This is a genomic window from Pseudomonas sp. CFBP13528 (assembly GCF_005233615.1).
Classification (GTDB): Bacteria; Pseudomonadota; Gammaproteobacteria; order Pseudomonadales; family Pseudomonadaceae; genus Aquipseudomonas; species Aquipseudomonas fluorescens_AM.
This window is the reverse complement of record NZ_QGAJ01000002.1, coordinates 143294-163531: the sequence shown is the minus strand read 5'-3', so window position 1 is coordinate 163531 and position 20238 is coordinate 143294. Positions and strand designations below refer to the sequence as shown.

At 60.2% G+C, this 20238-nt stretch carries 16 protein-coding genes; 11 read left to right on the top strand and 5 right to left on the bottom strand.

The genetic code is table 11. The features are described 5' to 3' along the window. Positions 1–50: 50 nt before the first annotated feature. Positions 51–1406, bottom strand: a complete 1356-nt coding sequence (locus PspCFBP13528_RS04270) for a tryptophan--tRNA ligase (protein WP_137199697.1) — start codon at positions 1404–1406, stop codon at positions 51–53. 16 nt (positions 1407–1422) lie between these two features. Beyond that, positions 1423–2052 (bottom strand): alpha/beta fold hydrolase, encoded by a 630-nt coding sequence (locus tag PspCFBP13528_RS04265; RefSeq protein ID WP_065951585.1) that lies wholly within the window; start codon positions 2050–2052, stop codon positions 1423–1425. A gap of 146 nt (positions 2053–2198) precedes the next feature. Between PspCFBP13528_RS04265 and PspCFBP13528_RS04260 the strand changes: the two genes are divergently transcribed. Beyond that, a complete protein-coding gene (locus tag PspCFBP13528_RS04260; protein WP_057724532.1) occupies positions 2199–2636 on the top strand; it encodes a DUF1043 family protein in 438 nt (145 codons plus the stop codon). A gap of 193 nt (positions 2637–2829) precedes the next feature. Here the strand turns inward: PspCFBP13528_RS04260 and PspCFBP13528_RS04255 are convergent, their stop codons facing one another. The 3 genes from PspCFBP13528_RS04255 to PspCFBP13528_RS04245 all read right to left on the bottom strand — a co-directional run bounded on the left by PspCFBP13528_RS04255 (position 2830) and on the right by PspCFBP13528_RS04245 (position 6469). Next, entirely contained in the window at positions 2830–4554 is a 1725-nt protein-coding gene (locus PspCFBP13528_RS04255; protein ID WP_137199696.1) for an ABC transporter ATP-binding protein/permease, read from the bottom strand. A 99-nt stretch (positions 4555–4653) separates the two neighbouring features. Continuing rightward, the gene (locus PspCFBP13528_RS04250; protein ID WP_010213178.1) at positions 4654–5214 is read right to left on the bottom strand and encodes a response regulator transcription factor; all 561 of its coding nucleotides are present in this window, start codon (positions 5212–5214) and stop codon (positions 4654–4656) included. Then, entirely contained in the window at positions 5207–6469 is a 1263-nt protein-coding gene (locus PspCFBP13528_RS04245) for an ATP-binding protein (protein ID WP_065893639.1), read from the bottom strand. Before PspCFBP13528_RS04245 ends, PspCFBP13528_RS04250 begins: the two co-directional genes overlap by 8 nt. Before the next feature lie 280 nt (positions 6470–6749). On the opposite strand from PspCFBP13528_RS04245, the gene PspCFBP13528_RS04240 reads away from it, so the two are divergent. From PspCFBP13528_RS04240 to PspCFBP13528_RS04195, 10 genes are all read left to right on the top strand, one after another. After that, complete coding sequence (locus PspCFBP13528_RS04240; RefSeq protein WP_065951583.1) at positions 6750–7463, top strand: SIMPL domain-containing protein; 714 nt, start codon at positions 6750–6752, stop codon at positions 7461–7463. 91 nt (positions 7464–7554) lie between these two features. Beyond that, positions 7555–9156, top strand: a complete 1602-nt coding sequence (locus PspCFBP13528_RS04235; RefSeq protein WP_101218219.1) for an ABC transporter substrate-binding protein — start codon at positions 7555–7557, stop codon at positions 9154–9156. Between the two features lie 257 nt (positions 9157–9413). Then, positions 9414–11042 (top strand): ABC transporter substrate-binding protein, encoded by a 1629-nt coding sequence (locus PspCFBP13528_RS04230; protein ID WP_065951581.1) that lies wholly within the window; start codon positions 9414–9416, stop codon positions 11040–11042. Between the two features lie 303 nt (positions 11043–11345). Continuing rightward, positions 11346–12950 carry an ABC transporter substrate-binding protein gene (locus PspCFBP13528_RS04225; RefSeq protein WP_065951580.1) on the top strand — a complete coding sequence of 535 codons (1605 nt, stop codon included), beginning with the start codon at positions 11346–11348 and terminating at the stop codon, positions 12948–12950. A 171-nt stretch (positions 12951–13121) separates the two neighbouring features. Then, positions 13122–14516: an OprD family outer membrane porin gene (locus PspCFBP13528_RS04220; protein ID WP_065951579.1), complete on the top strand. Its 1395-nt coding sequence runs from the start codon at positions 13122–13124 to the stop codon at positions 14514–14516. 80 nt (positions 14517–14596) lie between these two features. Then, on the top strand, positions 14597–16192 hold the full coding sequence (locus PspCFBP13528_RS04215) for an ABC transporter substrate-binding protein (RefSeq protein ID WP_065951578.1): 1596 nt from the start codon (positions 14597–14599) through the stop codon (positions 16190–16192). A 76-nt stretch (positions 16193–16268) separates the two neighbouring features. After that, the gene (locus PspCFBP13528_RS04210; RefSeq protein ID WP_003171721.1) at positions 16269–17279 is read left to right on the top strand and encodes an ABC transporter permease subunit; all 1011 of its coding nucleotides are present in this window, start codon (positions 16269–16271) and stop codon (positions 17277–17279) included. Positions 17280–17289: 10 nt separating this feature from the next. Continuing rightward, on the top strand, positions 17290–18201 hold the full coding sequence (locus tag PspCFBP13528_RS04205; protein ID WP_005784738.1) for an ABC transporter permease subunit: 912 nt from the start codon (positions 17290–17292) through the stop codon (positions 18199–18201). Between the two features lie 10 nt (positions 18202–18211). Next, complete coding sequence (locus PspCFBP13528_RS04200) at positions 18212–19180, top strand: ABC transporter ATP-binding protein (RefSeq protein WP_065951577.1); 969 nt, start codon at positions 18212–18214, stop codon at positions 19178–19180. Further along, positions 19180–20151, top strand: coding sequence for a peptide ABC transporter ATP-binding protein (locus PspCFBP13528_RS04195; protein ID WP_057724522.1), 972 nt, complete (start codon positions 19180–19182; stop codon positions 20149–20151). The genes PspCFBP13528_RS04200 and PspCFBP13528_RS04195 overlap by 1 nt, the downstream gene beginning before the upstream one ends. Positions 20152–20238 lie beyond the last annotated feature (87 nt).

Genomic DNA, 20238 nt, shown 5'->3' with positions numbered 1-20238 from the left:
CCGTCACTGTAACGACGGCCCTGGATAATGGCAATCAACCCTTGGTCGGGTTAATCCTCGGAAGGGGCCAACGCGACGCGCAACGCGGCGATGGCGGCATCGCGGGAGGCGCTGTCGGCGAACTCGGCGCTGTCGGCCACAGCGGCGTCGTCCAGCCATACGCTGAAGCGCTGGGCCTCGGTGCGTACGTCCAGCGCATCGCCGCTTTGCAGTTGCTTGGTCACCGCGCCCGCCGCTTTGCCGTCGGCGAAGTTGCGCGACAGCAGCAGTTGCTCGCCATCGGCCGCCAACAGGCGGAAGCGGAAGCTGCCGTCGTCTTCACGAAAGCTCACGAAGCGCGCAGCCTTCGCTGTTTTCTTCTTGGTTGCGACCGGCGCCGCCGCCTGGTTGACGAACGAGCGCAGGCCCACCGCTTCGCGCAGCTCAGCCAGGAACGGCGCCGCCACGGCTCGGGCTTTTTTCGCGCCGATCAGCAGCAGGTCTTCCATGTCCGAGGGGCGCGACATCAGTTGGTGGTAGCGCTCGCGCGCTTCACCCAGTTGACCGTCCAGCAGCTGGAACAGACGATTCTTCGCCTCACCCCAGCCCAGGCCTTGCAGCAGGTCGCCACGGAATTCTTCCTCCTGGGCCTTGCTCGCAAACGCCTGGTACAGGGTGAACAAGTGGGAATTGTCCGGGTCCTTCGCCTCGCCGGGCGCGCGCGAATCGGTGACGATCCGCGAGATCGCATCCTTCATGTCCTTGGCGCTGGTGAACAACGGGATGGTGTTGTCATAGCTCTTGGACATCTTGCGGCCATCCAGGCCCGGCAAGGTGGCGACGCTTTCTTCGATCAACGCTTCAGGCATGGTGAAGAATTCTTTACCGTTGCCGAACAGGTGGTTGAAACGCTGGCCGATGTCGCGGGCCATTTCCACGTGCTGGATCTGGTCGCGACCGACCGGCACCTTGTGCGCGTTGAACATCAGGATGTCCGCCGCCATCAGCACCGGGTAGCTGTACAGGCCCATGCTGATGCCCGCGTCCGGGTCTTCGCCGCTCTCCACGTTTTTGTCCACCGACGCTTTGTAGGCGTGGGCGCGGTTGAGCAGGCCCTTGGCGGCCACACAGGTCAGCAGCCAGGTCAGTTCGGGGATCTCTGGGATGTCGGACTGGCGATAGAACGTCACTCGGTTCACATCCAGGCCACCGGCCAGCCAGGTCGCGGCGATTTCCATACGCGAGCGCTGGATGCGCTGCGGGTCATCGCATTTGATCAGGGCGTGGTAGTCGGCCAGGAAGTAGAAGGAGTCGGCATTGGCGTCCTGGCTGGCAAGGATCGCCGGGCGGATCGCACCGGCGTAGTTGCCCAGGTGCGGCGTGCCGGTGGTGGTAATGCCGGTGAGGATGCGGGTACGGGTCGTCATGGGTGATCGCTTGTCGTCAATTCGAAAGGCGTGGCAGCACCAGATCCTTGAGATCGGTCAGCTTGCCATGAAAAAAGTGTCCGCATTCTGCCACTTTCAGCAGCTCATGGGGGCGATTCAAGGCGGCGGACCAGTCGTAGACGATTTGCGGGTCGACCACTTCATCGGTTTCCGGCTGGATCAGGGTCAACGGGCAACCTTGTGGCAGCACATCGGTCTCGCGCAGACGCATCACGGCAGCGGCGACCATAAACAGGTGCGCAAGCTTTTCACCCTTGGCTTCCAGGCGGCCACCCAGGCTTGCGGCCACATAGCCACCGAAGGAAAACCCCAGCAGGGTCAGCGGCAACTGCGGGTGTTTTTCCCGCAACCAGGTGGCGGCCGCTTCGGCATCGTCGACTTCACCGCTGGCCATATCGTGGGAACCGGCGCTGGCGCCGACGCCACGATAATTGAAACGCAACGTAATCAAACCGGCATCGCGCGCGGTGCGCTGCAGGGTCGACACCACTTTATTGAGCATGGTCCCGCCCTGCACCGGGTTGGGGTGGCAGATCAGCGCCAGGCCACGTGGTTCGGGGTGATCCAGATACAGGGCTTCCAGTTGACCCACCGGGCCATCGATCAAAACGGGGGTTTCACGCATGAGCAAGGATGAACTCCGTGACCTCTCAAGGGGTCGACTCGTCTAGCTAAAAGTCTGTGCATGGCATCATTGCGAGCTTAATCGCGGTATACAGCGCAGGTTTGAGCCGTTAACGTAAAGCAAAGCCGTTTATAGAGGAAGGACTCGTGGAACACTCGCTCTTAGTTTGGTTGTTGCCGACTCTTGCCCTGGTTGCCGGTGTCGCCATTGGATTCCTGGTTGCTCGCCTGCTGCCGAATGCCGCGCCTAACCGCACGCAACGTCAGCTGGATGACATTCAGGAACGTTTTGACAGTTATCAGAACGAGGTTGTTACCCACTTCAACAGCACCGCGACCCTGGTCAAGAAGCTCACCCAGAGCTACCAGGAAGTACAGGATCATCTCGCCGATGGCGCAAACCGCCTGGCCCTCGACGACATCACCCGCCAGCGCCTGCTGGCCGCGCTGCATTCCGATGCACCGCAAACCCCGCGGGAACGCCTGACCCCGCCCCGGGAAAACCAGGAACCGCCGCGGGACTACGCGCCAAAAACGCCGGACGCTCCAGGTATGCTGGATGAGCATTACGGCTTGAAGAAGTAATACATCTTCAAACCATTGAAAAGCCCGGCTGATCGCTGATCAGCCGGGCTTTTTGTTGGGGCTCGGTTTTCCTGACACTGGAGATTCAATGTGGGAGGGGCTTGCTCCCGATTGCAGTGTGTCAGACCCGAATCAGGTGACTGACAGACCGCCATCGGGGGCAAGCTCCCTCCCACACTGACCGAGTTTGTCCTCAGGCCGGTTGCTGCTCCTGCAACCGCCCACCCTCGATCCGCACATGCCGCCCGTGGAAGCGCTTGAGGCTGCTGCGATGACCGACGCTGACGATGCTCAGCCCCGGCAGCTCATCGATCAGCGCCTGATACAACCTTGCCTCATCCTCTTCATCCATGGCCGAGGTGGCTTCGTCCATGTACAGCCATTGCGGCGCGAACAACAAGGCGCGGGCAAAGGCCAGGCGCTGCTGTTCGCCCGGCGAGAGCATGCGCTGCCAGTGATTGGCTTCATCAAGGCGACCAACCAGATGCGGCAAGCGGCAGGTTTCCAGCACCTGTGCATAACGTTGCGCCGGGTAAGCGTTGTCGTCCTGTGGATAACTCAACACCGCTTTCAACGTGCCAATCGGTAAATACGGCTTCTGCGGCAGAAACAGATAGCGCGTCGCCGGTAGACGAATGCTGCCATGGCCTGCCGGCCACAAGTCGCCCATTGCGCGCAGCAGCGTACTTTTACCGCTGCCGGAACGCCCGCTGAGCATCACGCGCTGGCCGGGTTCCACAGTCATGTCGGCATCGGTGAGCAAGTGACGGCCATCAGCCAGGTCCATGCCCAGATCCCTGATCACCAGACGCTCGCCTTCAGGGCGCACATCAATGGCCGGGGCCCGTTGCTCGTTGTCGCTCATCGCCTGCTGGAAGCTCAACAGACGATCGCTGGTGGCGCGCCAGGTTGCCAGTTCCGAATAGGCGTTGATAAACCAGCTGAAGTTCTCCTGCACGTTGCCGAACGCCGAATTGATTTGCATCAGCTCGCCCAGCTCGATCTTGCCGGTGAAGTAGCGCGGCGCGGCGACGATAAACGGGAAGATGATCGCAATCTGGCTGTAGCCGGAGGTGAAAAAGGTCAGGCGCTTGGACACTTTCATGATGTCCCAGAAGTTGTGCCAGACCTGGCCGAAACGCGTGCTCAGGCGTTGCCTCTCGTTCGGTTCACCGTTGTACAGGGCGATACTCTCGGCATTCTCACGTACCCGCACCATGGAAAAGCGCAAGTCCGCTTCGAAGCGCTGTTGCTGGTTGCTCAGGCCGATCAAGCGGCGGCCGATCAAATGCGTCAGCCAACTGCCCACGGCGGCATACAGCAGCGCGCACCAGAACATGTAGCCGGGAATGGTGAGGCCGAACACCTCGATGCTGCCCGACACGCCCCACAGGATGATCGAGAACGACACCACGCTGACCACGTTGCGCAACAGCCCCAGGCCCAGGCTCAAGGTGCTGGAGGTGAACGTATTGAGGTCTTCGGAAATCCGCTGGTCCGGGTTATCGGTGTAGCCGCCCTGCTCCAGCTGGTAGTAGTTCTTGTGGGCGAGCCAGCGTGCGAAGTGCTGTTCGGTCAGCCAGGCACGCCAGCGGATGGTGAGCATCTGGGTCAGGTACAAGCGGTACACCGCGCCCAGGATCGCCACGGCCGCGATGCCGCCGAAGTAACCGATCAATTGCCAGAAAGCCGCCGTGTCCTTCTTCTCCAGCGCGTTGTAGAAATCCTTGTACCAGTGGTTGATCCACACCGAGATCGCCACGCTGAACAGCGACAACCCAATCACGGCGGCCAGCAGCAACCAGGCCCTGCCCTTCTCTTCACTGCGCCAATACGGCGTGATCATCGCCCAGGTTCGGCGGAAGAATTGCCCGCGCACCGCATCATTGACCGCGGAGTACTCAGCGTTCTGATTCATCGTTCAGGCTCGGTAGGGAAATATGACAGGCGTTTGAACCGATCAGAGGCGATCGGTTCAGGGCTCCGTGCGGCCTGAAGCAGCTTGTTCAGTGTTCGTTCAGCGCCGTACCGGGCGCTTCTGCAATTTACGTTGCAAGGTACGGCGGTGCATGCCCAACGCGCGAGCAGTGGCGGAGATGTTGCCTTCGTGCTCGGTCAGCACGCGCTGGATGTGTTCCCATTGCAGGCGGTCCACCGACATGGGGTTTTCCGGCACCAGGGTATCGAGGTCGGCGTGCTCGGACAGCAGCGCGGCGAGCACGTCATCGGCATCGGCCGGCTTGCACAGATAGTTGCAGGCGCCACGCTTGATGGCTTCGACGGCAGTGGCGATGCTGGAATAGCCGGTGAGGATCACCACGCGCATTTCCGGGTCAAGTTCGAGCAGCTTGGGCAACAGCACCAGGCCCGAGTCGCCGTCCATTTTCAGGTCGAGCGCGGCGTAGTCCGGCAGGTCGGCCTGGGCGATGGTAAAGCCCTCTTCGGCTGAGCCTGCGGTGCTGACGCGAAAGCCGCGACGGCTCATGGCGCGCGCCATCACGCGGGTAAAGGTGGCGTCATCATCTACCAGCAACAGGTGCGGCAGTTCTTCGCCTTCGACTTGGATCTCGTCACTCATCGATATCTCCTCGTGCGACACGGGGCAGGCGCAGCTCGGTGAGCGTGCCGCCTTCCTCATGACTATAGAGCTTCACTGAGCCGCCCGCGCGGGTCACGCTGGCCTTGCTCAAAAACAGGCCGAGGCCGAAACCTTTGCCCTTGGTGGTAAAGAAGGGTTTGCCGATCTGCTCGGCGATGGCCAGCGGCACGCCCGCGCCGTGGTCACGAATGCTGATGGTGACGTTTTCCGCGTCCCAGTCCAGCTGCACGCCGAGGCCTTCAGGGCAGGCATCGGCGGCATTGTTCAACAGGTTGAGCAAGGCCTGGGTGAGATCCGGCGGCGGCGCCATGCGCGGCACACTGCCCTGGCCCAACAGGCTGAAACGGTAACTGGCTTCGGGGCGCATCAAGTGCCAGCGGTTCAGGGCTTCGTCAAGCCACTGGGTGACATCCTGCATCTCTACCGCCAGACGCCGATTGGCTTCGGCGGCGCGTACCAGTTGCTGCAGGGTCAACTTGCACTGCTTGACCTGTTCCTGCAGCACGCTCAGGTCATCCTGCAACGCCGGGTCGTGATGGTCCTGGGTCATTTCCTTGAGCAGCACGCTCATGGTCGCCAGCGGCGTGCCCAGCTCATGGGCGGCACCTGCTGCCTGCGTGGCGACCGCCAGCAATTGCTGGTCGCGCAGGCCTTCTTCGCGGCGAATCGCGCGCAGCTCTTCCTGACGGCGCAACTCTTCGGCCATGCGCGCGGCAAAAAACGTGATGACGGCGGCAGACAAGGCAAAGCTGAGCCACATCCCGTAGATCTGCAGATTTTCCCGAGCGATCGGAAAGGTTTGCAAGGGATAGAATTGCGCCAGCAGCAGCGTGTACAGCGTCAGCGCAATGCCCGACAGCACCACCGAATAGCGCCAAGGCAAGGTCACGGCGGCAATGGTCAGTGGCACCAGGTAATAAGACACAAACGGGTTGGTGGAACCGCCGGAGAAGTACAGCAACACACTGTGGATAAACAGGTCGCAGGCCAATTGCAGCGCGTATTCCAACTCGGTGACCGGCCAGGTGGTACGCAAGCGGATGGCGGTAAACGCACACAGCACGCTGGAGAAGCCGAGGGTCACGGCCAGTTGCAGCCAGGGCAGCGGTAGCAGGTCGAACCAATAGGCAAGCCCGACGGAACCGGCTTGTGCGGCCAATACCAGGGTGCGAATGAACGTCAGGCGCCAGAGGTTCTGGCGGGTGGCGGAAGTCAGTTTTACGGCGGCGAGCATGAGCTCTCCCGATGAGCGCTGCAGGCGGATCGGCACGAGTATAAACGAAGCAGCGCCCCGGCATTGGGTGTGTGGCTCTTTGACGCAGTGGGCGCTGCAGCTATAAGACAGAAGCTGCAAGCTGCAAGCTACAAGCTGCAAGCTGCAAGCTGCAAGTCAACTTCGCTTTCACTTGTAGCTTGTAGCTTGCAGCTTGAAACTTTTTACAAATCCCTAAACCCGAAGAACCCGATCCCACCGTCTACAGTCATACCGAACACGACAATCTCAAGGAGCTTTCATGTCCCGTTTCATTCGCAGTGCCGCTGTCCTCACCCTCGGCGCCAGCGCCCTGGCCAGCCTGCCGGCCATGGCCGCCGATGAACTGCATTACAACCAGATCTCCCTGCGGGCCGAAGTCAGCCAGGAAGTGGCGCGCGACAAGATGATCGTGACCCTCTACACCGAATCGCAGAACGCGGACCCGGCCAAGCTCGCCGCCGAAATCACCACCAGCATCAACACTGCCCTGGGCCAGGCCCGCGAAGTCAAGGCCGTGACCCTGCGCCAAGGCAGCCGCAACAGCTACCCGATCTACGACAGCAAGAACCAGAAAATCACCGGCTGGCGTGAACGCGCCGAACTGCGCCTGGAAAGCGCGGACTTCCCGGCGCTGTCCAAACTCACCGGCGAGCTGTTGAACACTCTGAAAATGGACAGCATGGACTTCGCCATCGCTGACAGCACGCGCAAGGCCAGCGAAGATGCGATGCTCAAAGACGCGGTCGCAGCGTTCAAGGCCCGTGCGCAACTGGCAACCGATGCACTCGGCGGCAAGGGTTACAAAATCGTCAACCTGAATTTCAACACCAACGGCTATCCGATGCCCTACGCACGCGGCGCCATGATGATGAAAGCGGCGATGGCCGATTCAGCGCCCACGCCTGAAGTGGAGGCCGGCACCAGCCAGGTCAACATGAGTGCAGACGGCGTGATTGAAGTGCAGATGCAGTGACCCCTACCTGACAACCCTGAACGGCGGTAACCTCGGTGACCGCCGTTTTCATTTGCGCAGCTTTTACAGGGTTGCGATTTCAGGGGTCTCCATGGACAGAATTGCCTTCAAACCGCTCCTCCTTGCCGCAGGCCTGCTGGCCTTTATGCCGCTGGCTAACGCCTCCACCACCCTGGTGTACTGCTCCGAAGCCAGCCCCGCCGGCTTCGACCCCAGCCAATACACCAGCGGCACCGACTTTGACGCCTCCGCCGAAACCGTGTTCAACCGCCTCACCCAGTTCAAGCGTGGCGGCACCGAAGTCGAGCCCGGCCTCGCCACCCGCTGGGATGTGTCCGAAGACGGCCTCACCTACACCTTCCACTTGCGCGATGGCGTCAAGTTTCACACCACCGACTTCTTCACCCCGACCCGCGACTTCAACGCCGATGATGTGGTGTTTACCTTCACCCGCCTGCTGGATGCCGAGAGCCCGTTTCGCAAGGCCTACCCCTCCGAATCGCCCTACTTCACCGACATGGGCCTGAACACCACGATCAAAAGCGTCGACAAACTCGACGACCACACCGTGCGCTTCAACCTGAACAACGTCGATGCCTCGTTCGTGCAGAACCTGGCCATGAGTTTCGCCTCGGTGCAATCGGCCGAGTACGCCGCCCAGCTCCTCAAGCAAGGCAAGGCCGAGGACATCAATCAGAAACCGGTGGGCACCGGACCGTTCGTGTTCAAGCGCTACCAGAAAGACTCGCAGATCCGCTACGCCGCCAATAAACAGTATTGGAAACCCGAGGATGTGAAACTCGACAACCTGGTATTCGCCATTACCCCGGACGCCGCCGCGCGCCTGCAGAAACTCAAGGCCGGTGAATGCCAGGTCAGCGGCTACCCGCGCCCCGCCGACATCGAGGTGATGAAGCAGGACCCTGACTTGCGAGTGCTCCAGCAGGCTGGATTCAACCTGGGTTTCCTGGCGTACAACGTCACCCATGCGCCGCTGGATCAGCTCAAAGTGCGCCAGGCCCTGGATATGGCCATCGACAAGCCTGCGATCATCAAGGCGGTTTACCAGGGCGCCGGACAATTGGCGCAGAACGCACTGCCACCGGCGCAGTGGTCTTATGACCCGGCCATCAAGGATGCGCCGTACGATCCGACCAAGGCCCGGGCGCTACTAAAAGAAGCAGGGGTTGCACCAGGTACCACCATCAATCTCTGGGCGATGACCGTGCAACGCGCCTCCAACCCGAATGCGCGCATGTCGGCACAAATGATCCAACAGGATTGGGCCAAGGTCGGCATCAAGGCCAATATCGTCAGCTATGAGTGGGGCGAATACATCAAGCGCGCCAAAAATGGTGAACATGACGCGATGATTTATGGCTGGACCGGCGACAACGGCGACCCCGATAACTGGCTCGGCGTGCTCTACAGTTGTGCCGCGGTCAAGGGCAGCAACTACGCCAAGTGGTGTAACCCGGCGTATGACAAGCTGGTGCAGCAGGCCAAGGTCAGCAACGATCGCGAACAGCGCATCAAGTGGTATCAACAGGCGCAAAAAATCCTTAAGGAACAAGTACCTATAACGCCTATTGCGAACTCGACGGTTTTCCAGCCAATGCGCAAGCACGTGCGCGACTTCAAGATCAGCCCGTTCGGGCTGACACCGTTCTATGGTGTGAGTCTAGATAAGTAACAACAACGCCCCAATCGAGTGCACTAGACGCCTCGATTGGGCTTTTCCGGTGCGCCCGACGCACCGAAAAAACCCGTCAAACAGACAAATTATGTCGAAACTTTCATAAATGCGACATTCTTGTACGCCCGTCCCACTGTTTGGCGCTTGCAACCGTTCAACATCTTGCAATGGGTATGGCGCCTGCATAAGTATCCGCAGGCCGACTCACGAGGTCGCCCTCACCACCAAAAATGACAACAAATCATGAGGCCAACATGCTTAAACACGCAGTCCTTCCGTTATTAGTGAGCGCTGGCCTTATGGCCGCAGCCCCATTTGCCCAAGCGGCAACTAACCTGGTGTTCTGCTCCGAAGGGAGCCCGGCCGGTTTTGACCCAGGCCAGTACACCACCGGAACAGACTTCGATGCCTCGGCCGAAACCATGTTCAACCGCCTGAGCCAGTTCGAACGCGGCGGCACCGCCGTGGTGCCTGGCCTTGCCACCAGCTGGGACGTGTCCCCTGACGGCCTGACGTATACCTTCCACCTGCGCGAAGGCGTCAAGTTCCACACCACACCGTACTTCAAGCCGACTCGTGAATTTTCGGCCGACGACGTACTGTTCACGTTTAACCGGATGATCAATAAAGACGATCCATTCCGTAAGGCCTACCCTACCGAGTTCCCGTATTTCACGGACATGGGGATGGACACCAACATCAAGAACATCGAGAAAATCGATGACCACACCGTCAAGTTCACCCTTGGCACCGTGGACGCCGCGTTCATTCAGAACATGGCAATGAGCTTCGCCTCGATCCAATCCGCCGAATACGCCGCGCAATTGTTGAAGGAAGGCAAACCCGCCGACATCAACCAGAAGCCGGTCGGTACGGGTCCGTTCGTGTTCAAGAGCTACCAGAAAGACTCGAACATTCGCTATACCGGCAACAAGGACTACTGGAAACCTGATGACGTGAAGATCGATAACCTGATCTTCGCCATCACCACTGATCCGTCGGTGCGTATCCAGAAGCTCAAGAAAAACGAATGCCAGGTCACCCTGTTCCCACGTCCGGCCGACCTCAAGGCGCTGGGTGAAGACAAAGACCTGAAACTGCCGCACCAGGCCGGTTTCAACCTGGGCTACGTGGCCTACAACGTGATGGACAAGGTCAAGGGCAGCGATCAGCCAAACCCGCTGGCGGACCTGCGCGTACGTCAGGCGCTGGACATGTCGGTGAACAAGCAGCAGATCATCGACTCGGTGTACCAGGGTGCCGGTCAATTGGCCGTCAACGCCATGCCGCCGACCCAATGGTCCTACGACACCACCATCAAGGACGCCGCCTACAATCCTGAAAAAGCCAAGGCGCTGCTCAAGGAAGCCGGCATCAAGGAAGGCACCGAGATCGTGCTGTGGGCCATGCCGGTTCAGCGTCCGTACAACCCGAACGCCAAACTGATGGCCGAGATGCTGCAGAACGACTGGTCCAAGATCGGCTTGAAGGTCAAGATCACCAGCTACGAGTGGGGCGAATACATCAAGCGCTCCAAGGGCGGCGAGAACCAGGCCATGATCATTGGCTGGAGCGGCGACAATGGTGACCCGGACAACTGGCTGAACGTGCTGTTCGGCTGCGACTCGCTGTCGGGCAACAACTTCTCCAAGTGGTGCGACAAGAAATTCGACGGCATCGTGAAAGAAGCCAAGAAAACCTCGGATGTCGCCAAACGCACCGAGCTGTACAAGCAGGCGCAACATGTTCTGAAAGACGCAGTTCCGATGACACCTATCGCGCACTCGACGGTGTATCAACCCATGCGCAACACCGTGCAGGACTTCAAGATCAGCCCGTTTGGCTTGAACTCCTTCTACGGCGTCAGCGTAAGCGGCAAGTAAGGATCAATAACGGCGACGTGTCACAACGTCGCCGTTATTTCATCCGCCTGGACCGTAGGAAACAGACCACATTTTAAGCGCTGCTGTCCTACAGTAATGAACTGCGCTTCATGTCTCCGTTACCTACAAGGTCAATCCGATTTGGCGTATTTACTGTGAAGTCCGCGACCCATAACGTCGTAGGACAGCAGAGGCCCAAATTTGAGAAAGGAACTCGCTGTGTGTGGGATCAGTGATGTCTCCCTGGCTGTGGCCAGTGGGATCGCTCGCTGTTGATAACTACAAACAAGGATCGGGATCGTCATGCGCCATACCACCGTTCTATCCGCACTGTTTGCCACCAGCCTTCTGGCCGTGGCCACCATGGCTCAAGCCGCCGACAAGAAGAGCCTGGTGTTCTGCTCCGAGGGCAGCCCGGCAGGCTTTGACACCGCGCAATACACCACCGCCACCGACAACGATGCCGCAGAGCCGTTGTACAACCGCCTGGTCGAGTTCGAAAAAGGCGCAACTGACGTAGTGCCTGGGCTGGCAACCAAATGGGATATTTCCGAAGACGGGCTGACCTACACGTTTCACCTGCGTGAAGGGGTGAAGTTCCACAGCAACAAGGAATTCAAGCCGACGCGCGACTTCAACGCCGACGACGTGCTGTTCACCTTCAACCGCATGCTTGACCCCGACCATCCGTTTCGCAAGGCCTACCCTACCGAGTTCCCCTACTTCAACGGGATGAGCCTGAACAAGAACATCGCCAAGGTCGAAAAAACCGATCCGCACACCGTGGTGATCACCTTGAACACGGTCGACGCCGCGTTCGTGCAAAACATCGCCATGAGCTTCGCCGCGATCCTCTCCGCCGAGTATGCCGAGCAGTTGCTCAAGGAAGGCAAACCCAGCGATATCAACCAGAAGCCGATCGGCACCGGCCCGTTTGTGTTCCAGCGTTACCAGAAAGACTCGCAGATTCGCTACGTGGCGAACAAACAGTACTGGGACCCGAGCAGGGTCAAGCTCGACCAACTGATCTTCGCCATCAACACCGACGCTTCGGTGCGTGTGCAGAAGCTCAAGGCCGGCGAGTGCCAGGTCACCCTGCACCCGCGCCCTGCCGATGTCGACGCGCTCAAGGCCGACCCGAACCTGCAACTGCTGACCAAGCCGGGCTTCAACCTCGGCTACATCGCCTACAACGTGCGCCACAAGCCATTCGACCAGCTTGAAGTGCGCCAGGCGCTGGACATGGCGGTGAACAAGCAGAGCATCCTCAACGCCGTGTACCAGGGTGCGGGGCAACTGGCAGTGAACGCCATGCCGCCGACCCAGTGGTCCTACGACGACAGCATCAAGGACGCCGCCTACAATCCGGAAAAAGCCAAGGAACTGCTCAAGGCCGCCGGCGTGAAGGAAGGCACCGAGATCACCCTCTGGGCGATGCCGGTACAACGTCCGTACAACCCCAACGCCAAGCTGATGGCTGAAATGCTGCAGAACGATTGGGCCAAGATCGGCCTGAAAGTGAAGATCGTCAGCTACGAATGGGGCGAATACATCAAGCGCACCAAGAACGGTGAGCACGATGTCAGCCTGATCGGCTGGACCGGCGACAACGGTGACCCGGACAACTGGCTGGGCACCCTCTACAGCTGCGACGCCATCGGCGGGAACAACTACTCCATGTGGTGTGACCCGGCGTACGACAAGCTGATCAAGCAAGCCAAGGTCGTCACCGACCGCGAACAAAGGACTGTTCTGTACAAACAGGCGCAGCAACTGCTCAAGCAGCAGGTGCCGATCACGCCAGTCGCCCATTCGACGGTCAACCAGCCGTTGAGCGCCAAAGTCGAAGGTTTCAAAGTGAGCCCCTTCGGCCGCAACGTGTTCTCGGGCGTCAGTATCACCCCATAAAAAAAATAACCGGATTGCGCAGGGCGACGTAGGCCCTGCGGCAAACGTGCAGCCTTTTGTTGGGATTTTTCCTACGGCAAACGTTTGCAATAGCTTGAACGAGTTACACACCCAATAGCCGGTTCACCTAAAAAGACCGGCATAAAAAAGAGAACCAAAGGAGCTTCACCCATGAAACTGAGCAGCAAAGCGCTTCTGGCCCTGGCCATCAGCAGCATCACGGCCACCGCCTACGCTGAAACGCAGAGCCAGGACTTCGTTCCTACCACTCTGGCCGGCACCAGCGCCCAAAGCGAGGCCAAGGGCTTCATCGAAGATTTCAGCCTGGGCGGCACCACGCGTAACTGGTACTCCCATGAAAGCAAATACCGTGGGGGCACCTTCGCTTACCAGAAGCATGGCCAAACCCTGACCGACCGCAACCGTACCAACTGGGTGCAGGGCACCATCCTCAACGCCAGCTCGGGTTTCACCCAGGGCACTGTTGGCGTCAAGACTGAAGTGGCGGTGTACAACGCGCTGGTCCTGGACCGCAGCAAGCGTGATATCAAGGGCGGCTCCAACCGCACCCTGGCCGATTCCAACGGTGACGCCGTCGACCAGTGGAGCAAACTGGGCCTGGCCAACGTGCAGTTCCGCGTGTCCAACACCACACTGACCGCCGGTCGCCAGAATTTCAGCAGCGGCATCGTCGACACCATCGGCAACCGTGCGCTGCCTTCAAGCTTCCAGGGTGTGAGCTTCAACAGCGAAGAGTTCAGCAACCTGTCGTTCCAGGGCGGCGTGTTTGACCGCGTTTCCCCGCGTAGCGAACAGAGCCTGTCGAAATTCCGCAGCGAATACGGCAACGGCGCAGAAACCGACAAAGTCTCTACCCTGGGTGTGAACTACCAGCCGCTGAAAAGCCTGAAGACCAGCTTCTTCGCCGCCAACGTGAAGGACTTCTGGAACCAGTACTACTTCGGCGCCACCCACGAATTGGGCGACGCTCAACAACTGGGCCTGACCACCGGCTTCAACTACTACAAGACGGTCGATGAAGGCAAAAAAGAGATGGGGGAAATCGACAACGATACCTTCTCCCTGTCCCTGGGCCTGACTCACCAGGCCCACAGCCTGACCTTCGGCTACCAGCAAGTGAACGGTAACGAGTACTTCGACTACCTGCACGAAACCAACGGCATCTACCTGGCCAACTCCCTGACGTCTGACTTCAACGGCCCGAACGAGAAATCGCTGCAGATCGCCTATGCCATCAACATGGCCGAATACGGCGTGCCAGGCCTGAAGTTCAACGCCTACTCGGCCCGCGGCTGGGGCATCGACGGTACTCACTACACCGGCAACAACGGTCGCGCCAAGTTCGCCTACGACGGCATTCAGTCCCAGGACGGCGAGAAACACCAGGAATACGGTGTAGGCGCCTCTTACGCCCTGCAAAGCGGCCCACTCAAAGCCACTACCGTGCGCGCAACGTATGTTGAGCACCGTGGCAGCGAGTTCCAGTCCGACGGCAGCATCAAAGAGTTCCGTCTGGTCACCACCATCCCGTTCAACATTCTTTAATTAGCGCCAGGTAAGCGGCGGGCTCAGGACGAGCCCGCCGTCTTCGCGTTTCTGGCTCCATCGATTGCAGAGGGCTCTGAATGAAAATGCTCCCGTTACAAGCTGCCATGGCCGCTGCGCTGCTGAGCGTGGCGATCGGCGTTTCGGCCAAACCGCTGGTGGTCTGCACCGAAGCCAGCCCGGAAGGTTTCGACCCGGTCCTGTACACCACCGCCGTGACCGCTGACGCCGCTGCCGAAACCATGTTCAACCGCCTGGTGGACTTCAAGCCCGGCACCACCGAAGTGGTTCCAGCGCTCGCCAAGTCCTGGGACATCAGTGATGACGGCCTGACCTATACGTTCCACCTGCGCGACGACGTCAAGTTCCACACTACCGATTACTTCAAGCCCACGCGCAACTTGAATGCCGACGATGTGCTGTGGAGCTTCCAGCGCCAGTTGGACCCGAAACACCCGTGGCATAACAAGTCCACCACCGGTTTCCCTTATTTTGAAAGCATGGGTTTCAAGGAACTGCTCAAGAGTGTCGAGAAGGTCGACGACCACACCGTGGTCTTCACCCTGACGCGCCCTGAAGCACCGTTCCTGGCCGATGTCGCAATGCCGTTCACCGCTATCCACTCCGCCGAATACGCCGACAAGCTGCTCGCCGCCGGCAAGACCGACGAACTCAACAGCAAGCCGATCGGCACCGGCCCGTTCATCTTCATCCGCTATCAGAAAGACGCTCAGGTGCGCTTCAAGGCCAACCCGGAATACTTCCGTGGCAAGCCGCCGGCCGACCCGTTGATCCTGGCCATTGCGGTCGACAACAATGTGCGCCTGCAAAAGCTCAAGGCCAACGAATGCCAAATCGCGCTTTATCCCAAGCCGGATGATCTGCCGAGTATCAAGAAAGATCCGAACCTGAAAGTGGATGAGCTGGCGGCCATGACCACCAGCTACACCGCCCTGAACACTACCCACAAGTACATGAGCGACCCACGGGTACGTCACGCGATCAACATTGCCTTCGACAAGGCCGGCTACACCGACGCCTTGTACGGCAAAGGCAACGCAGTCGTCGGCACCGGCCCGTATCCACCGACCTTGCTGGGCTTCAATGACAAGCTCAAGAACCCGCCCCGCGACCTCGACAAAGCCCGCGCCCTGCTCAAGGAAGCCGGCGTACCGGAAGGCACCGAGTTCACGCTGTTCACCCGTAACGGCGGTGGCCCGACCAATCCCAACCCGATGCTCGGCGCGCAGCGCATGCAGGCGGATCTGGCGCAGATTGGCCTGAAGGTCAATATCAAGGTCATGGAATGGGGCGAGATGCTCAAGCGCGCCAAAGCCGGCGAACACGACATGGTTTCCGCCGGCTGGGCCGGGGATAACGGGGACCCGGACAACTTCCTCACCCCAAACCTGAGTTGCGATGCGGCGAAAAACGGCGAAAACTACGCCCGCTGGTGTAACAAAGAATTTCAAGGCTTGATCGACAAGGCCCGCGCCATCGCTGAACCCGCTGAGCGCGCCGCACTCTATGAACAAGCCCTGGATGTGTTTGAAAAGGATCAGCCATGGATTCCAATGGCTTACCCGAAAATGTTTACCGCCATGCGCAAGAACGTCGAGGGTTATACCCAAAGCCCTCTGACGAACAATAACTTCGCCACCACCCAGGTGAAGTAAATAAGAAAAACGCTCGGCGCCGTCGCTATTGACGGCGCCGAACCTGCCTAACCGGCTGATTGAGGTATACACCAAGATGTTTAGTTTTATTGCCCGCCGACTGGGGTTATTGATCCCCACGTTCTTCGGCATCACGTTGCTGACCTTTGCGTTGATTCGCATGATTCCAGGCGACCCCGTAGAAGTCATGATGGGCGAGCGGCGGGTTGACCCCGAAATGCATGCCCAGGCAATGGAACGCCTTGGCTTGAACAAGCCGTTGTATGCGCAATACCTGGACTATGTGGGCAAACTTGCCCAGGGCGACCTCGGCGAATCCCTGCGCACCCGCACCAGCGTGTGGACCGAGTTCACCGCACTCTTTCCGGCGACCCTGGAACTGTCCATGGCCGCCCTGTTGTTCGCCGGTATCCTGGGCCTGCTGGCCGGGGTGATCGCGGCACTCAAGCGAGGGTCCCTGTTCGACCACGGGGTGATGGGCATCTCCCTGGCGGGCTATTCGATGCCGATCTTCTGGTGGGGCCTGATCCTGATCATGTTCTTCTCGGTGAGCCTGGGCTGGACCCCGGTTTCCGGGCGTATCGACCTGCTCTACGACATCGAGCCACGCACCGGTTTCATGCTGATCGACACGTTGCTGGCCGATGAGCCGGACGCGTTCTGGGACGCCTTGCACCACTTGATTCTGCCGGCCATCGTGCTGGGCACCATCCCGCTGGCGGTGATCGCGCGGATGACCCGTTCGTCGATGCTCGAAGTACTGCGTGAGGACTACATACGCACCGCCAAGGCCAAGGGCCTGTCGCCGGCGCGCGTGGTGTTCGTGCACGGCCTGCGCAACGCGCTGATCCCGGTGCTGACCGTGGTCGGCCTGCAAGTCGGCACGCTGCTGGCCGGCGCCGTACTGACCGAAACCATCTTCTCGTGGCCCGGCATCGGCAAATGGCTGATCGAAGCCATTGGCGCGCGGGACTACCCGGTGGTGCAGAACGGCATTCTGTTGATCGCCTGCCTGGTGATCCTGGTGAACTTCGTGGTGGACATCCTCTACGGCTTCGCCAACCCACGCATCCGTCACCAGCGCTGAGATCATGACCATGACTACCTCTACTCCAGTGTCAGCAGTCGATCAGAGCCTGCTGTACCCGTCCCCGTACAAAGAATTCTGGCAAGCCTTCTCCAAGAACAAAGGCGCGGTTGCCGGCCTGCTGTTCATGCTGCTGATCGTGTTCTGCGCAATCTTCGCACCGTGGGTTGCACCGCATAACCCGAGCGAGCAATACCGCGATTTCCTGCTCACCCCGCCCGCGTGGCTGGAAGGCGGGCAGATGCAGTTCCTGCTCGGCACCGACGAACTGGGCCGCGACCTGCTCTCGCGCCTGATCCAGGGTTCGCGCCTGTCGCTGCTGATCGGCTTGTCGTCGGTGGTGATGTCGCTGATTCCGGGCATTCTCCTTGGCCTGTTCGCCGGGTTCTTCCCGCGGCTGCTCGGCCCGACCATCATGCGTTTGATGGACATCATGCTGGCCCTGCCATCGCTGCTGCTGGCTGTGGCGATTGTCGCGATCCTCGGCCCTGGCCTGATCAACACCGTAATTGCTATCGCCATCGTGTCGCTGCCGTCCTACGTGCGCCTGACCCGCGCTGCGGTAATGGGCGAGTTGAACCGCGACTACGTGACTGCCGCGCGCCTGGCCGGTGCCGGCCTGCCACGCCTGATGTTCATCACCGTGCTGCCCAACTGCATGGCACCGCTGATCGTACAAGCGACCCTGAGCTTTTCCTCGGCGATTCTCGATGCCGCGGCCCTGGGCTTCCTTGGCCTTGGCGTCCAACCGCCAACGCCTGAGTGGGGCACCATGCTGGCCTCGGCCCGTGACTACATTGAACGCGCCTGGTGGGTCGTGAGCCTGCCGGGTCTGACCATTTTGCTCAGCGTGCTGGCAATCAACTTGATGGGTGACGGCCTGCGCGACGCGCTGGACCCGAAACTCAAGAACGCCGCCTGAGGAGATTCCCATGTCACTGTTAGAAATCAAGAATCTCAATGTGCGCTTCGGCGACAAGACCGCCGTGCCGGTGGTCGATGGCCTCGACATTTCGGTCGACAAAGGCGAAGTCCTGGCAATCGTTGGCGAGTCGGGCTCGGGTAAATCCGTGACCATGATGGCGCTGATGGGCCTGATCGAGCATCCCGGCATCGTGACGGCCGATGCGCTGAATTTCGACGGCAAGGACATGCTCAAGCTGAGCAACCGCCAGCGCCGCCAGATCGTCGGCAAAGACCTGGCGATGGTGTTCCAGGACCCGATGACCGCGCTGAACCCCAGCTACACCGTGGGTTTCCAGATTGAAGAAGTGCTGCGCCTGCACCTGAAAATGTCTGGCCGGCAAGCGCGCAAACGGGCCATCGAACTGCTGGAAAAAGTTGAAATCCCGGGCGCCGCCAGCCGTATGGATGCCTACCCGCATCAACTCTCCGGCGGTATGAGCCAGCGCGTAGCCATCGCCATGGCGATTGCCGGCGAGCCGAAACTGCTGATCGCCGACGAACCGACCACCGCCCTGGACGTGACCATCCAGGCGCAGATCATGGACCTGCTGCTGGCCCTGCAGAAAGAACAGAACATGGGCCTGGTGCTGATCACCCATGACCTCGCGGTAGTGGCTGAAACCGCCCAGCGCGTATGCGTAATGTATGCGGGCCAGGCCGTGGAAGTTGGCCAGGTGCCGCAACTGTTCGACATCCCGGCGCACCCGTACAGCGAAGCGCTGCTCAAGGCGATTCCGGAACACAGCCTGGGCGCCACGCGGCTGGCCACCCTGCCGGGCATCGTGCCGGGCCGCTATGACCGTCCGCAGGGTTGCCTGCTGTCGCCGCGTTGCCCGTACGTGCAGGAAAACTGCCGCACCCAGCGCCCAAGCCTTGATCCGAAAACCAACAGCCTTGCGCGCTGCTTCTACCCCTTGAACCAGGAGGTGGCGTAATGGCCGTCGTTCTTACCGCCCGCGACCTGACCCGTCACTACGAAGTGTCCCGTGGCCTGTTCAAGGGCCACGCCACGGTGCGTGCCCTTAATGGTGTGTCCTTCGAACTCGAAGCCGGCAAGACCCTCGCCGTAGTGGGCGAATCGGGTTGCGGCAAGTCCACCCTGGCCCGCGCCCTCACGCTGATCGAAGAACCGTCTTCGGGCTCGCTTAAAATCGCTGGCCAGGAAGTCGCCGGTGCCGACAAGGCCCAGCGCAAGCAATTGCGCAAAGACGTGCAGATGGTGTTCCAGAGCCCCTACGCCTCGTTGAACCCACGCCAGAAGGTCGGTGATCAGCTCGGCGAGCCGCTGCTGATCAACACCAACCTGTCCGCCGCCGAACGCCGCGAAAAAGTGCAGGCGATGATGAAGCAAGTGGGCCTGCGCCCCGAGCATTATCAGCGCTACCCGCACATGTTCTCCGGTGGCCAGCGCCAGCGTATCGCCCTGGCCCGGGCGATGATGCTGCAACCCAAGGTGCTGGTGGCGGACGAACCGACCTCGGCGCTGGACGTGTCGATCCAGGCCCAGGTGCTCAACCTGTTCATGGATTTGCAGCAGGAATTCAACACCGCCTACGTGTTCATTTCCCACAACCTGGCGGTGGTGCAGCACGTCGCCGACGACGTGATGGTGATGTACCTCGGCCGCCCGGTGGAAGTGGGCCCCAAGGAAGACATCTACGCCCGTCCCCTGCACCCTTACACCCAGGCGCTGCTGTCGGCCACCCCGACCATTCACCCGGACCCGAACAAGCCGAAGATCAAGATCGTCGGCGAATTGCCCAACCCGCTGAATCCGCCACCTGGCTGCGCGTTCCACAAGCGCTGCCCGTATGCGACGGCGCGCTGCAGCACCGAGGAGCCGCTGTTGCGGCCGTTGGATAATCGGCAGGTGGCTTGCCACTATGCAGAGCAGTTCGTGGCCTGAATCATGTAGGAGCGAGCTTGCTCGCGAAAAACGTCAACAATTACGCGGGCATCTGGTTAATCACAGTGCCCTTGCGTTCTTCGCGAG

Coding starts and splice junctions, on each gene's coding strand:
- PspCFBP13528_RS04215 (WP_065951578.1), top strand. CDS start 14,597: ATGAAAATGCTCCCGTTACAAGCTGCCATGGCCGCTGCGCTGCTGAGC.
- PspCFBP13528_RS04250 (WP_010213178.1), bottom strand. CDS start 5,214: ATGAGTGACGAGATCCAAGTCGAAGGCGAAGAACTGCCGCACCTGTTG.
- PspCFBP13528_RS04245 (WP_065893639.1), bottom strand. CDS start 6,469: ATGCTCGCCGCCGTAAAACTGACTTCCGCCACCCGCCAGAACCTCTGG.
- PspCFBP13528_RS04205 (WP_005784738.1), top strand. CDS start 17,290: ATGACTACCTCTACTCCAGTGTCAGCAGTCGATCAGAGCCTGCTGTAC.
- PspCFBP13528_RS04220 (WP_065951579.1), top strand. CDS start 13,122: ATGAAACTGAGCAGCAAAGCGCTTCTGGCCCTGGCCATCAGCAGCATC.
- PspCFBP13528_RS04210 (WP_003171721.1), top strand. CDS start 16,269: ATGTTTAGTTTTATTGCCCGCCGACTGGGGTTATTGATCCCCACGTTC.
- PspCFBP13528_RS04195 (WP_057724522.1), top strand. CDS start 19,180: ATGGCCGTCGTTCTTACCGCCCGCGACCTGACCCGTCACTACGAAGTG.
- PspCFBP13528_RS04255 (WP_137199696.1), bottom strand. CDS start 4,554: ATGAATCAGAACGCTGAGTACTCCGCGGTCAATGATGCGGTGCGCGGG.
- PspCFBP13528_RS04270 (WP_137199697.1), bottom strand. CDS start 1,406: ATGACGACCCGTACCCGCATCCTCACCGGCATTACCACCACCGGCACG.
- PspCFBP13528_RS04230 (WP_065951581.1), top strand. CDS start 9,414: ATGCTTAAACACGCAGTCCTTCCGTTATTAGTGAGCGCTGGCCTTATG.
- PspCFBP13528_RS04235 (WP_101218219.1), top strand. CDS start 7,555: ATGGACAGAATTGCCTTCAAACCGCTCCTCCTTGCCGCAGGCCTGCTG.
- PspCFBP13528_RS04225 (WP_065951580.1), top strand. CDS start 11,346: ATGCGCCATACCACCGTTCTATCCGCACTGTTTGCCACCAGCCTTCTG.
- PspCFBP13528_RS04200 (WP_065951577.1), top strand. CDS start 18,212: ATGTCACTGTTAGAAATCAAGAATCTCAATGTGCGCTTCGGCGACAAG.
- PspCFBP13528_RS04265 (WP_065951585.1), bottom strand. CDS start 2,052: ATGCGTGAAACCCCCGTTTTGATCGATGGCCCGGTGGGTCAACTGGAA.
- PspCFBP13528_RS04240 (WP_065951583.1), top strand. CDS start 6,750: ATGTCCCGTTTCATTCGCAGTGCCGCTGTCCTCACCCTCGGCGCCAGC.